Consider the following 12196-nt stretch of genomic DNA (forward strand, 5'->3'; position numbering starts at 1 on the left):
ATGCCTGACAACATCACCGTCGCCGGCATCGCCGTCGACACCCGGCACTGGATCGGCGGCCGACGTGTGGCCTCCGCCGGTACCTTCACCGACCACTCGCCGATCGACGGCAGCGTGCTGGGCGAGATCGCCCGGGGTGGCCCCGCCGAGGCCGAGGCCGCTGTCGCCGCCGCCCGGGACGCGTTCCCCGACTGGGCCGGTACCTCGCGCAGCGAACGCGCCCGCATCCTGCACGCGATCGCCGACGGCGTCGAGAAGCGGATGGAGGAGCTGGCGATCGTCGAGACCACCGACAACGGTGCGCTGCTGCGGTCGCACCGGCGGGGCGTGATGCCCCGTGTCGCTCACAACTTCCGCTTCTTCGCCGACTGGTTGCTCCAGCTCGACCACGAGGACTTCGAGACGCGCGGACACACCAATCACGTCTCATGGGACCCGGCCGGCCCCTGCGTGCTGATCACCCCGTGGAACGCGCCCCTGATGCTGGCCACCTGGAAGGTCGCCCCGGCCCTCGCCGCCGGCGACACCGTCGTCCTCAAGCCCGCCGAGTGGTCGCCGCTGACCGCCTCGCTGCTGGCCGACATCGCCGCCGAGGCGGGGCTGCCCGCCGGTGTCCTCAATGTCGTCCAGGGCCATGGCTCCGAGGTCGGCGACGCCCTCACCTCGCATCCCGACGTACGCCGCATCAGCTTCACCGGATCGGTGCCGACGGCCAGGCGCATCGCCGCGTCGGCAGCCGCGAACCTCACCCCGCTGAGCCTCGAACTGGGCGGAAAGTCACCCCTGTTGGTCTTCGCCGACGCCGATCTCGACCTGGCCGTCGACCTCGCCGTCGAACAGTACGACAACGCCGGGCAGGTGTGCCTCGCGGGCACCCGGCTGCTCGTCGAGGAGTCGGTCGCCGAGGAGTTCACCCGCCGGTTCGTACAGAGGGCGTCCGCCCTCACCCAAGGCGATCCCCGCGACGAGGCCACCGACATCGGGCCCACCATCCACCCTCGCCAGCTGGAGAAGATCGACGGATTCGTGCAGCGGGCCGTTGCCGCCGGGGCGCGGGCGGTCATCGGGGGGCACCGCAAGGACGGGCAGTACTACGCGCCGACCCTGCTCACCGACGTCGCCCAGAACTCCGAGATCGTGCAGGAGGAGGTCTTCGGGCCGGTCCTGACCCTCCAGACCTTCGCCGGCGAGGACGAAGCCGTCCGGCTCGCCAACGACACCCGCTTCGGGCTGGCCGCCACCGTCGCCACCGGCGACCGCGACCGCGCCGAGCGGATCACCGCGCGGCTCGTCGCGGGCACGGTCTGGGTCAACTGCTTCTTCGTCCGCGACCTCAAGGCCCCGTTCGGCGGCTCCCGGCAGTCCGGTGTGGGACGTGAGGGCGGCACCTGGAGCTTCGACTTCTACTGCGACCTGAAGAACACCGTCACCGCCCCGAAGGGATGGAACCAGGACCATGGGTGAGATCGTCGGGGCCGGGCTGCTCGCCCACGTGCCCACCATCGTGCTGCCCGAGGCCGACCGGCTGGAGCTGAACGAGGGCAAGGAGATCACCCTCGTCACCGGGCTCCGGGAGCTGCGCAGGGACGTCTTCGAGCGTGACGACTACGACACCGTGGTCGTGCTCGACTCCCACTGGGCGACCACCGTCGAGTTCGTCGTGACCGCGCAGCAGCGGCGCGCGGGCCTGTTCACCTCCGAGGAGTTGCCGCGCGGCATGTGCCGGATGCCGTACGACTTCCCCGGCGACCCCGAACTCGCCCACAACGTGGCGAAGTTCGCGGACCAGCACGGCACCTGGATCACGCCGATCGACGACGAGTATCTGCCGATCTACTACGCCACCATCAACCTCTGGAAGTACCTGGGCGAAGGCCTCCCCGACAAGCGGTGGGTCACCATCGGGGTCTGCCAGACCGGTGACATGGAGGATCATCTGCGGCTCGGGCGGGCGCTCGCCGACGGCATCGCCGCCACCCCTGGACGCCGGGTGCTGCTCATCGCCTCAGGCGCCCTCTCGCACACCTTCTGGCCGCTGCGCGAACTGCGCGACCACGAGGCCAGCGACCCGGTGCACATCCGTACACCCGAGGCCCGTGAGGCGGACCTGGAACGCATCGCCTGGTTCAAGGAGGGCCGTCACGACAAGGTCCTCGACACCATGGACGAGTTTTGGACGTACAGGCCCGAGGCGAAGTTCTTCCACTACCTGATGATGGCCGGTGCCCTCGGCGAGCAGGGCTGCGTCGCCCGGGCCCGGCAGTACGGCGAGTACGAGAACTCCGTCGGCACCGGCCAGGTCCACCTCTGGTTCGACCGTCCGGCCGACGGCTGGACCGCAGACCACACCCCCGCGCAGGAGTCCGCCCATGCCTGAGTACCGCCGCATCCTCCTCGACGGCGCCGCCGTCCAGGTCACCGTCGACGGTGACGAACTCGTCGCCGGGGACGGCCGCCGCGTCAAGGCCGAGGACGCGCGGCATCTGCCGCCGGTCGTGCCGTCCAAGGTCATCGCCGTTCATCTCAACCACCGCAGCCGGGTGGACGAGTTCCGGATCGGCCTGCCCGCCACCCCGACCTACTTCCACAAGCCGACCTCCGCCCTCAACGCCCACCAGGGCGCGATCGTCCGCCCCGAGGGCTGCAAGTGGCTGAACTACGAGGGCGAGGTCGCCATCGTCATCGGAAGAACGGCGCGGAACATCTCGCCGGCCGAGGCGGGGGAGTACATCGCCGGCTACACCGTCGCCAACGACTACGGCCTGCACGACTTCCGCGACACCGACGCCGGCTCCATGCTCCGCGTCAAGGGATCCGACACCCTCTGCCCGCTCGGCCCCGGGCTGGTCACCGACTGGGACTTCCACGGCAAGCGGCTCCGGACCTACGTCAACGGACAGGTGGTGCAGGACGGTTCGACCGACGAGATGACGTGGGACATGCACTACCTCGTCGCCGACATCGCCCGCACCATCACGCTGTACCCGGGAGACGTACTGCTGTCCGGCACACCCGCCAACTCGCGTCCCGTCCAGCCGGGGGACGTCGTGGAGGTGGAGGTGGAGGGGCTCGGGCGGCTCACCAACCACATCGTGACCGGGCCGACCGCCATCCGCACGGACGTGGGCGCCCAGCCCACCGAGTCGGAGGAGGTGCTGTCGACCGCGCTCGGCGGGGACTGGGAGTTCCGCGGCATCCGGCCGCCGCGTCGCTGACGCGGGCTCCGGCCGCGGCGTCGCCGAGCGGGACGGCCCGGGTAGGGTCACGGACATGACCGAGCCCGCCGGCCGCCGCCCCCGCAAGCGCGTGCACTACGGCACGGGCCGCGAGGCCCTGCTGGAGGCCGCCGTGCGTGTCGTGGCCCGGGGCGGGCTGCGCAGGCTCACGTACCGGGCGGTCGCGGAGGAGGCCGGCGTCACCCACGGACTGGTGGTGCACCACTTCGGCTCCCGCGACGTCCTGATCGAGGAGGCCGTGGCCCACGCCATCCGGTCCTCCCTGAGCAGCAGCGCCCTGGAACCGGGCACGGGCAAGGCCGCCGACTTCTCGGTGGGCCTGACGGACATGGTCGAGTCGGGCCCCGACCTCCAGGCGTTCCAGTACGAACTGCTGCTGGAGTCCCGGCGCCGCCCCGAGCTCCTGGACCACCTGCGGTCGCTGTACGACGAGTACTTCGACGCGACCCGGCGCGAGCTCACCCAGATGCTGCCCGGCCCGGTGGACGAGGGCCTGTCCCGGATGGTCTTCGCCACGTTGGAGGGACTCGTCCTGCACCAGCTGGTCTTCGGCGAGCGCGAGGTCATCGAGGACGCCCTGGACGAACTGCGCTCGGTGCTGCGGCTGCTCGCCGAGCGGCGCAACGGCGAGGACTGACCTCTTAGTGCCTCTTAGGGCCTCTCCGGACCTCTCAGGTCCCGAAGCCCTGGAATTCCCCACCCCTCACCCCTTGCCAAACGGATAGTTCCGCCCCACGATGAGGCAACTCGTTTGGCCTGAAACGATCCGTCCTCCCTCTGGCAGGTGATCCGAGTGGACAGTCAGACGGTCTCCCGGCACACGGCGACACCGGACGCGCCCACCGCAGGCACGCTCAAGCCCAACGCCCTCGGCGTCGTGGGCATCCTCTTCTTCGTCCTGTCCGCCCAGGCCCCGCTGACCGGCATCGCCGGCGCGGCCCCCATCGCCGTGGCGCTCGGCAACGGACCCGGCGTGCCCGCCGCCTACCTGGTGGCGGGCCTGGTGATCCTGCTGTTCTCGGTGGGCTTCGTCGCCATGGGCCGCCACGTCGTGGACGCCGGAGCCTTCTACACCTACATCGGCAAGGGTCTCGGCCGCGCCACCGGCACCGGCAGCGCGGGCCTCGCGCTCTTCGCCTACTGCACGATCCAGGCCGCCATGTACGGCCTCTACGGCTCCATCGTGAGCGGCCTGGTCGCGAGCCACACCGGCCTCGATCTGCCGTGGTGGGTCTGGACGCTGGCCACCATGGCCGTCGTGCAGGCGCTCGGGGCGGCCGGCGTCGAGATGGGCGCCAAGGTGCTGGCCGTTTTCGTCCTCGCGGAGTTCAGCATCCTGTCGGTCTTCGCCCTGGTCACCCTCGTCAAGGGCGGCGGACCCGAGGGGCTCGGTCTCGCCGACAGCTTCTCCCCGGCCGCCGCCCTGGACGGTGCGCCGGGCGTGGCCGTGATGTTCGCCGTGGCGTCCATGTTCGGCTTCGAGGCCACCGCCATCTACGGCGAGGAGGCACGCGAACCCAGGAAGACCGTGCCGAGGGCCACGTATCTCGCGGTCGTCGTGGTCACCGGCTTCTTCGCCCTGGTCTCCTGGATGCTCATCTCCTCCTACGGCGCCTCCAAGGTCACCGCGGCGGCGGGCAGGGCGCTGGAGAGCGGGGACGGGGCCGGCTTCGTCTTCGCGCCGATCGCGGCGGACTTCGGCGGCTGGATCGGTGACGTGCTGCCGGTCCTGCTCGCCACGTCCCTCTTCGCCGGCATCCTCACCTTCCACAACTCGGCCAACCGTTACCTGTTCTCCCTCGGCCGTGACCGGCTGCTGCCGCGCCGGCTGTGCGGGCTGAACCGCCGCCACGCGCCCTGGGCGGCCGGGTGCGTCCAGACGGTCCTGGCCGTGCTGCTGGTGACGCCCTTCGCGCTGGCGGGCAAGGACCCCGTGCTGACGCTGTTCTCCTGGTTCAGCGGGGTCGCCGTCCTGGCGATGATGCTGCTGTACCTGCTGACCTCGGTGTCCGTCGTCGCCTTCTTCCGCCGCGAGCGCCTCGGCGCCCACCCCTGGAACACGCTGATCGCTCCCGCCCTGGGCGCGCTCGGCATCGCGGGGGCGCTCTGGCTCATCCTGGCCAACTTCACCACGCTCATCGGCGGCGAACGCACCACCGCCCTGTGGCTCACGCTGTCCGTCCCGGTGGTCATGGCACTGGGCGTCGTCACCGCACGGGTGCGGGGGAGGGCCGTGGCGGCCGCCGACGGGTGACCGCGCGCGTCGCGGCCCGCGGACAGCCGTACCCATACCGTTTGAGATCAAAGGAGGACCTTCATGCCGGCCGTCACCCACGACGAGTGGCTGCGCCGCGCCAAGGCGTTCCAGCTCTCCGGCGCCCACCACATCGCCGGCGCCGACGAGCCCGGGAGCGGGGCGACGTTCCCGGTCGTGTCACCACGTGACGGCCGGGTCCTCGCCGAGATCCCGGACGCGGGCACCGCCGAGGTGAACGCGGCCGTCGCCGCCGCCCGGCGGGCCTTCGACACCGGCCCGTGGCCGCGCCTGGCACCGGCCGAGCGCGGCCGGGCCCTGCTCCGTCTCGCCGACCTGCTCGAAGAACGGCGCGAGGAACTGGCGTTGACCGTGAGCCTGGAGATGGGCAAACCGATCACGGACGCCTACGGCATCGAACTGCGCGCCGTCATCAGCACCTTCCGCTGGTACGGGCAGCTCACTGACAAGCTCACCGACTCCGCCCCGCACACCGCCCCGGACGCCCTCGCCCTGGTCACCCGGGAACCCGCCGGAGTGGTCGGGGCGGTAGTCCCCTGGAACTTCCCGCTGACCCTGGCCGGCTGGAAGATCGCCCCGGCACTGGCCGCCGGCTGCACGGTCGTCCTCAAACCCTCCGAGAACTCCCCGCTGTCCGCCCTGCTCCTGGGCCGCCTGGCCACCGAGGCCGGGATCCCGCCGGGCGTGCTCAACGTCGTCACCGGCGACGGCCCCACCGCGGGCCGGGCCCTCGGCCTCCACCCCGACGTCGACGTCCTGGCGTTCACCGGCTCCACCGCCGTCGGCCGCCACTTCCTGCGCTATGCCGCCGACTCCAACCTCAAGCGCGTCTGGCTGGAACTCGGCGGCAAGTCGCCCAACATCGTCCTGCCCGACGCCCCCGACCTGGACCAGGCCGCCGCCACGGCCGCCTGGGGCATCTTCTTCAACCAGGGCGAGATGTGCACGGCCCCCTCACGGCTGCTCGTGCACGCCTCGATCGCCGAGCGGGTCACCGAGGCCGTGGTCCGGCGGGCCCGGGAACTGAGGGTGGGCGACCCGCTCGACCCGGAGACGAAGATGGGCGCGCTGGCCGGCCGGGCGCACCTGGACCGCGTACGCGACCACGTCCGGCAAGGCGTCGGCGAGGGCGCCCGTCTGCGCACCGGCGGCGAACCGCTCCTCGCCGAGACGGGCGGGACGTACCTCGAACCCACCGTCTTCGACCGCGTGGACCCCGGCTCACGCCTGGCCCGGGAGGAGATCTTCGGCCCCGTCCTGTCCGTGCTCGCCTTCGACGACCTCGACGAGGCGGTCCGCCTGGCCAACGCCACCGAGTACGGCCTCGCCGCCGGCCTGTGGACCTCCGATCTGACCACCGCCCACCGGGTCTCCCGCGCCCTCAGGGCCGGGACGGTCTGGGTGAACTGCTACGAGGAGGGCGACCTGACCGTGCCCTTCGGCGGCATGAAGCAGTCCGGCAACGGACGTGACAAGTCCGTCCACGCGCTGGAGAAGTACACCGAGCTCAAGACCACCTGGATCCAGCTGTGACCCGCCCTCTGATAGCGATCCCCGCCCGCTTCTCCGCCACGGCCTCCGTCCTCCGATACGCCGCCGAGGTCAACGCCCGCGCCCTGATCGAGGCCGTCTGGCGGGCCGGCGGCGAACCGGCGAGCATCCACCCGGCGGACACCGGGACCGCCGCCCGGCTGGCCCGCTTCGACGGTGTCCTGCTCCCCGGCGGCGGCGACCTCGCCCCCTCCCGCTACGGCGCCACCGGCACCCACGACTCCGTCTACGACGTCGACACCCTCCAGGACACCTTCGACCTGGATGTCGCCCGCCACGCCCTGGAGTCGGGCCTGCCCCTGCTCGCGATCTGCCGCGGCCTCCAGGCCGTCAACGTGGCCCTCGGCGGCACCCTGGAGCAGGACATGGGCGGCCCGCAGCGCGAGCACCGGCACCTCGTGCACCCCGTCCCCCTGGAACCCGGCTCGGTCGTCGCCCGGTCCGCCGGCGTCGAGAAGACCGACGCCTCCTGCTATCACCACCAGCGCGTCGACCGCCTGGGCGCGGGCCTGCGCGTCACGGCCCGGGCGGCGGACGGCACCGTCGAGGCCCTCGAACTCCCGGGCGCCGTGGGCTGGTTCACCGCCGTCCAGTGGCACCCGGAGGACACCGCCCACGAGGACCCCGCCCAGCAGGGCCTGTTCGACGCGCTCGTCCGGGCCGCGGCCCGGTGAGGCCGCGGCGGGGGTCAGGCCCGGGGCCGCCGACCGCTGCGCCGCGGCGCGGGCTCGGCGCCGCCCAGCAGGGACTGCCGCCGCTCCTCACCCCGCTCCTCGACCTGGAGCACGACACTCCGCAGCCCCTCGGCGAGACTGCGGCACTCCGCGTCGCTGAGCCGGGCCGTCACGAACGCCTCCTCCTCGTTGAACGCCGGGAAGACCCGTTGCATGAACGCCTCGCCCTCCTCGGTGAGGCTCAGCAGCACCAGCCGCCCGTCACTCGGATGGTCCGCCCGCCGCAACAGCCCCCGCGACTCCAGGGTGCGCGCCACACCCGTCAGCGTGCCCTTGGAGATCCCCGCCTCCTCCGCCACGTGCCGGGTCTCCGACTCGCCCCACACCCAGACCACCCACAGCACCACGAAGGCCGTCCAGGTCAGGTCCGAACCGCGCAGCACCGAGTTCTCCAGGTGCTGCCGCACGGCGGACGCGGCCCGGTAGATGTTCGCCACCGCCGCCATCTGCTCCCGGCGGATCGGAAAACCGCCGAGCTTCGCCGCTGCGAGCTTCTCGGCCTCGGTGATGGATCGGTGGCCCGGCACGGGCGGCTCCTTCGTCTGGTCGCGACCTGTCACGCCGGGCGGCACATTCTCGCCGTCCGGTCGTTCGGACTCAAATTGTACGGAGATGAAAGGGAAACCCGACATGCCCACGCCTGCCGCCATGCCCCCGGCTCCCCGCATGCTCCTCGTCCTCAGCGAGAACTGGACGCTGACCGGCGGCCGGGCCGATCTGCCGGCCGCCGTCCGCTGGGCCCGCGAGGCCGAGGACGCCGGCTTCGACGCCGTCATGGTCAGCGAGCACATCGTCCTCGGCCCCGACGCGGCAGCCGCCGGAATCATGGGAAACCCCCGCGACTACGCACTCCCGGGCAACCAGGACCCGTACACCCCGTGGCCCAACTCCCTGTTGCTGCTCGCCGCCATCGCCTCCGTCACCTCCCGGCTGCGCCTGGCCGCCGCGGCCGTCCTCGCCCCGCTGCGCCACCCCCTGCTGCTCGCCCGCGAGCTCGGCACCCTCGACCTCATCAGCCAGGGGCGCCTCGTCGTGCAGCCCACGGTGAGCTGGAGCAAGGACGAGTACGACGCCCTCGGCGTGCCCTTCGCCCGGCGCGGGCGGCTCCTCGACGAGCACCTGGAGGTCTGGGCGAAGGCCTGGGGCCCGTCACCGATCTCCCACGACGGACCGCACCACCCCTTCCAGGACGTCTACTTCGAGCCCAAGGCCCACCGCCCGGACGGCCCCCGGCTCTGGTTCGGCGGACAGCGCCTGCACGGCCCCGTCCTGCGCCGCCTCGTGCGGTACGGCCACGGCTTCCACCCGCTCGGCCGGCCCGCACCCGAGGACCTCCAGGCGCTCAAGGAGGCGATGACCGCCGCCGGGCGGGACATCGCCGACCTGGAGATGATCGGCGGCACCCGGGCCGTCTTCCCCGACGACCGTTCACCGGCCGACCTCGGCGCGGCGCTCGCCGTCATCCCCGAGCAACTGGAGCAGGGCTTCACCACCTTCTGCGTCAAGCCGAACCAGTTCATCGACGACCCCGACGGGGTGGGGGAGTTCTGCCGGGAGGTCATGCGGCGCGTGGAGTCCCTGACGTCCTGACCGCCACGGCCAGGCTCACCGCTCGACGAACCGTGCCAGGTGATCCGGGTCGGGCCGCAGCAGCCCGTCCCGGACCGCGAGCGCAGTGGCCTCGGCACGCGAGGCGCAGCCGGTCTTGCGCAGCAGATGCTCGACATGGCTGTGCACGGTCCGCGGGGACAGGAACAGCGCCTGCGCGATGGCCTGGTTGGTCTGGCCCGTGGCCGCCCGGGTGAGCACTTCCAGCTCCCGGGGGCTCAGCCCGTACGGCAGTTCCGTGGGTGTCTCGTGCACCAGCACCGCCGCGGACGGGAGACCGGGTCCCGCCGGGTGCCGGTGCAGTACGACCCGCTGCCAGCGGCCGCCGGCCGGCCACAGCAGGCGCAGCCGCCGGCCGCCCGTGCCGGTGAAGGCGTCGAGCAGCGCGCGGAAGCCGCCTTCCTCCCACAGCACCCGCGGCCGGTCCCGGCCCGGCAGGTCGATCACCCCGCCGTCGCCGGTGACCAGGCTCGCCGCGTCCTCCGCCGCCAGGCCGTGCAGGTCACCGGCGTGGGCCAGCGGGTCGGCGAGCGCGGCCAGGGCGGGTATCACGGAGGCGAGCAGCCGGCGGGCGTCGGTGTCGTAGGCGTCCGCGCTCTCGGTGGAGAGGTGGACCAGGCCCACCAGCCGGCCCCGGTGCCGCAGCGCGCCCGTGACGCCGTCCCGGAAACCGGCCGGACGGACCCGCTCGGCGTAGAACCAGCCGTGCCGGAAGCGCGGCGCGGCGTCGGCGGTGTCCTCCGCGTCCTCGGAGATGGACGGCGGCAGCTCTCGCCGTACGACGTTGGCGTACCACGGGGTCGCGACGAACTCCCCGGCCAGGGCCTGCGAGGCCGCGGCGGTGTAGCCGATGCTCGCGACCTGGACGTGGGCGCCGGTCAGCGGGTCGATCGTGAGCAGGGTCGCCGCGTCCAGCGGCAGGGCGCGGGCGAGTTCGCGCAGGGCCTCGGCGGAGGCCGACGCGGTGTCGCGCTCGCGGGTGAGCATGCCGATGCGTGCTGCTGCCGCGATCTGGTGGTGGCTGGGCATGGCGAGCCTCCGGGCGGCTCGGGCGCGATGTCGTTTGGGGTCTAACGATAGAGGGACGGTCCGGGCCCGGCAAGGTGTTCACCGACTCGTGGCGTGCGGGCCCATGATCCGCCGGCTGTCGTTCGCAGTCGGTATTTGTACGGATGGTGCGGCGGGCCCGGCGGGTCTTTCCTGTTCGGCACACCCGGACGCCCGCTCCAGCTGGGCCCGCCCCTCGGAGAGCCCCCGCCATGACCCCACCCCCGTCCACACCCTCACGCAGGCAATTCCTCACCCTCTCCGCCGCCACCGCCCTGGCGGCAGCCGGATGTTCGGCGCCACAGAACACGGCGGCATCGGCCGAGCCGTCGCCCTCCGGAGGCACGCGCCTCACGAAGATCGGAACGACTACCCCTTCACCCAGCTCCCGCTCTACTCCACGCTGGTGAAGCTCTCCACCGCCCAGGCCGAGCGGCACGGCATCTCACTGCTGACGACCAGCGACAACGCCAGTGCCGACACCCAGGCCACCAACCTCAACACCTGGGTCGCCCGCAAGGTCCCGGCGATCGTGTCGTTCCCGATGGTCTTCGAGGCCGCAGAGCCCATCGCCGAGGCGGCACTGGAGGCGGGACTGATCTGGGTCACCTACGGCGGTTCCCTGCAACACCAGAGCGCCGACATCCAGTTCAGCTTCCGCAAGGGCGGCACCCTGCTCGGCGAGGCGGCGGCGAAGTGGGCCGAGGAACACCTCGGCGGCAAGGGCAAGATCGCTTTCCTCACCGACAGCACCATCGAACTGGGCCGCGAACGCACCAAGGGCATGATCGACGCCTTCACCAGGCTGGCGCCCGGCGTCGACGTGGTGGCGCGGGAACATGGCGACCTCCTCCTGGGCGCGCCGGTCGATACGGCCGCACCGGGTCCACTCCTGGCCGGACAGGTCGGGGTATCCGCTGATGACGAGCAGGGCCAGCGGGACGGCGACGATGGCGAGGGTGGCTGCGTCGGTGGCGATGCCCGGCGCCGTTGTGCCCGAGCAGGGCGTGTACCTGTCCGGCGGGCACGGCTCCACGCTCGCCCTCGGCGGGCTCGTCGCCGGCTGGCTGGCCGGGCAGCACCACCAGTCGCCCGCCGTGGCCCTGCTCGGGGCGCTCGCCGCCGGGGCGGTGGTCGGGGTCGTGAACGGCGTCCTGTGCTGCTACTTCGGCCTGTCCGCGTTCGTCGTCACCCTCGGCATGCTGACCGCCGTACGAGGTCTGGCACAGCAGTTGTTCCCGCTGCCGCTGAGCGGCTTCGGCTCCGGGTTCGCCTGGATCGGCGGGGCACGGATCGCCGGGATCGCGGCACCGGTCGTCATCGCTGCGCTGGTGCTGGCGGCGGGTGCGCTGTTCCTGGCGTTCGCCCCGGCCGGACGGCACGTCTTCGCCATCGGCGTCAACCGGGAGGCCGCCCACCTCTCCGGCATCCAGGTCCGCCGCACCCCGTTCGCGCTGTTCGTCCTCACCGGCGTGGCCGCCGCCCTGGCCGGTGCGGTCAAGGCGTCGGTTCTCGACAGCGTGGTGGCCGGAACATCAGGATCCGGTTTTGAGCTGGCGGTGCTCACCGCCGTGCTGGTCGGCGTGCTCTTCCTCGGCGGCCTGCAGAACGGCCTGACCCTGCTGAACGTGCCGACGTTCTGGCAGCAGATGGCCCAAGGCGTCGCGCTGGTGGCCGGCGCGGCCCTGGCGTACTCCGCACCCCGCGCGGGGCGCTGACCCACCCTCCCCTGAAAAGAGGTCACC

The 12196-nt window shown here is 72.3% G+C and carries 12 protein-coding genes and 1 pseudogene; 11 read left to right on the forward strand and 2 right to left on the reverse strand.

Annotated elements, in window-relative coordinates; all coding sequences use genetic code 11:
• The 7 genes from SCNRRL3882_RS37575 (at position 1) to SCNRRL3882_RS37605 (ending at position 7736) form a co-directional block, all read left to right on the forward strand.
• A complete protein-coding gene (locus SCNRRL3882_RS37575; protein ID WP_010040759.1) occupies positions 1 to 1464 on the forward strand; it encodes an aldehyde dehydrogenase in 1464 nt (487 codons plus the stop codon).
• Entirely contained in the window at positions 1457 to 2377 is a 921-nt protein-coding gene (locus SCNRRL3882_RS37580) for a 3,4-dihydroxyphenylacetate 2,3-dioxygenase (RefSeq protein ID WP_010040758.1), read from the forward strand. The genes SCNRRL3882_RS37575 and SCNRRL3882_RS37580 overlap by 8 nt, the downstream gene beginning before the upstream one ends.
• On the forward strand, positions 2370 to 3215 hold the full coding sequence (locus SCNRRL3882_RS37585) for a fumarylacetoacetate hydrolase family protein (RefSeq protein ID WP_010040757.1): 846 nt from the start codon (positions 2370 to 2372) through the stop codon (positions 3213 to 3215). Before SCNRRL3882_RS37580 ends, SCNRRL3882_RS37585 begins: the two co-directional genes overlap by 8 nt.
• Positions 3216 to 3270: 55 nt before the next feature.
• A complete protein-coding gene (locus tag SCNRRL3882_RS37590) occupies positions 3271 to 3873 on the forward strand; it encodes a TetR/AcrR family transcriptional regulator (protein WP_010040756.1) in 603 nt (200 codons plus the stop codon).
• Between the two features lie 156 nt (positions 3874 to 4029).
• On the forward strand, positions 4030 to 5490 hold the full coding sequence (locus SCNRRL3882_RS37595) for an APC family permease (protein WP_010040754.1): 1461 nt from the start codon (positions 4030 to 4032) through the stop codon (positions 5488 to 5490).
• 63 nt (positions 5491 to 5553) lie between these two features.
• Complete coding sequence (locus tag SCNRRL3882_RS37600; protein WP_010040753.1) at positions 5554 to 7044, forward strand: aldehyde dehydrogenase; 1491 nt, start codon at positions 5554 to 5556, stop codon at positions 7042 to 7044.
• Positions 7041 to 7736 (forward strand): gamma-glutamyl-gamma-aminobutyrate hydrolase family protein, encoded by a 696-nt coding sequence (locus tag SCNRRL3882_RS37605; protein WP_010040751.1) that lies wholly within the window; start codon positions 7041 to 7043, stop codon positions 7734 to 7736. Before SCNRRL3882_RS37600 ends, SCNRRL3882_RS37605 begins: the two co-directional genes overlap by 4 nt.
• A gap of 14 nt (positions 7737 to 7750) precedes the next feature.
• Here SCNRRL3882_RS37605 and SCNRRL3882_RS37610 read toward each other — a convergent pair whose 3' ends face one another.
• Entirely contained in the window at positions 7751 to 8323 is a 573-nt protein-coding gene (locus SCNRRL3882_RS37610; protein ID WP_010040749.1) for a MarR family winged helix-turn-helix transcriptional regulator, read from the reverse strand.
• 103 nt (positions 8324 to 8426) lie between these two features.
• Here SCNRRL3882_RS37610 and SCNRRL3882_RS37615 point away from each other — a divergent pair, with 103 nt between their 5' ends.
• Positions 8427 to 9386, forward strand: a complete 960-nt coding sequence (locus SCNRRL3882_RS37615) for a TIGR03619 family F420-dependent LLM class oxidoreductase (protein ID WP_010040747.1) — start codon at positions 8427 to 8429, stop codon at positions 9384 to 9386.
• A 15-nt stretch (positions 9387 to 9401) separates the two neighbouring features.
• On the opposite strand, the gene SCNRRL3882_RS37620 is transcribed toward SCNRRL3882_RS37615, so the two are convergent.
• Complete coding sequence (locus tag SCNRRL3882_RS37620; RefSeq protein WP_010040745.1) at positions 9402 to 10433, reverse strand: helix-turn-helix transcriptional regulator; 1032 nt, start codon at positions 10431 to 10433, stop codon at positions 9402 to 9404.
• Between the two features lie 230 nt (positions 10434 to 10663).
• On the opposite strand from SCNRRL3882_RS37620, the gene SCNRRL3882_RS42050 reads away from it, so the two are divergent.
• The 3 genes and pseudogenes from SCNRRL3882_RS42050 (at position 10664) to SCNRRL3882_RS37630 (ending at position 12169) form a co-directional block, all read left to right on the forward strand.
• Positions 10664 to 10861 carry a twin-arginine translocation signal domain-containing protein gene (locus SCNRRL3882_RS42050; RefSeq protein WP_231911201.1) on the forward strand — a complete coding sequence of 66 codons (198 nt, stop codon included), beginning with the start codon at positions 10664 to 10666 and terminating at the stop codon, positions 10859 to 10861.
• Positions 10858 to 11226: pseudogene (locus SCNRRL3882_RS42055) on the forward strand (substrate-binding domain-containing protein); the annotation flags it as partial. The gene SCNRRL3882_RS42050 and the pseudogene SCNRRL3882_RS42055, both read left to right, overlap by 4 nt.
• A gap of 184 nt (positions 11227 to 11410) precedes the next feature.
• Positions 11411 to 12169, forward strand: coding sequence for an ABC transporter permease (locus SCNRRL3882_RS37630; protein ID WP_231911202.1), 759 nt, complete (start codon positions 11411 to 11413; stop codon positions 12167 to 12169).
• The last annotated feature ends 27 nt before the right edge of the window (positions 12170 to 12196 follow it).

This window comes from Streptomyces chartreusis NRRL 3882, assembly GCF_900236475.1.
GTDB lineage: Bacteria > Actinomycetota > Actinomycetes > Streptomycetales > Streptomycetaceae > Streptomyces > Streptomyces chartreusis_D.

Coding starts and splice junctions, on each gene's coding strand:
- SCNRRL3882_RS37575 (WP_010040759.1), top strand. CDS start 1: ATGCCTGACAACATCACCGTCGCCGGCATCGCCGTCGACACCCGGCAC.
- SCNRRL3882_RS37580 (WP_010040758.1), top strand. CDS start 1,457: ATGGGTGAGATCGTCGGGGCCGGGCTGCTCGCCCACGTGCCCACCATC.
- SCNRRL3882_RS37585 (WP_010040757.1), top strand. CDS start 2,370: ATGCCTGAGTACCGCCGCATCCTCCTCGACGGCGCCGCCGTCCAGGTC.
- SCNRRL3882_RS37590 (WP_010040756.1), top strand. CDS start 3,271: ATGACCGAGCCCGCCGGCCGCCGCCCCCGCAAGCGCGTGCACTACGGC.
- SCNRRL3882_RS37600 (WP_010040753.1), top strand. CDS start 5,554: ATGCCGGCCGTCACCCACGACGAGTGGCTGCGCCGCGCCAAGGCGTTC.
- SCNRRL3882_RS37615 (WP_010040747.1), top strand. CDS start 8,427: ATGCCCACGCCTGCCGCCATGCCCCCGGCTCCCCGCATGCTCCTCGTC.
- SCNRRL3882_RS37620 (WP_010040745.1), bottom strand. CDS start 10,433: ATGCCCAGCCACCACCAGATCGCGGCAGCAGCACGCATCGGCATGCTC.
- SCNRRL3882_RS42050 (WP_231911201.1), top strand. CDS start 10,664: ATGACCCCACCCCCGTCCACACCCTCACGCAGGCAATTCCTCACCCTC.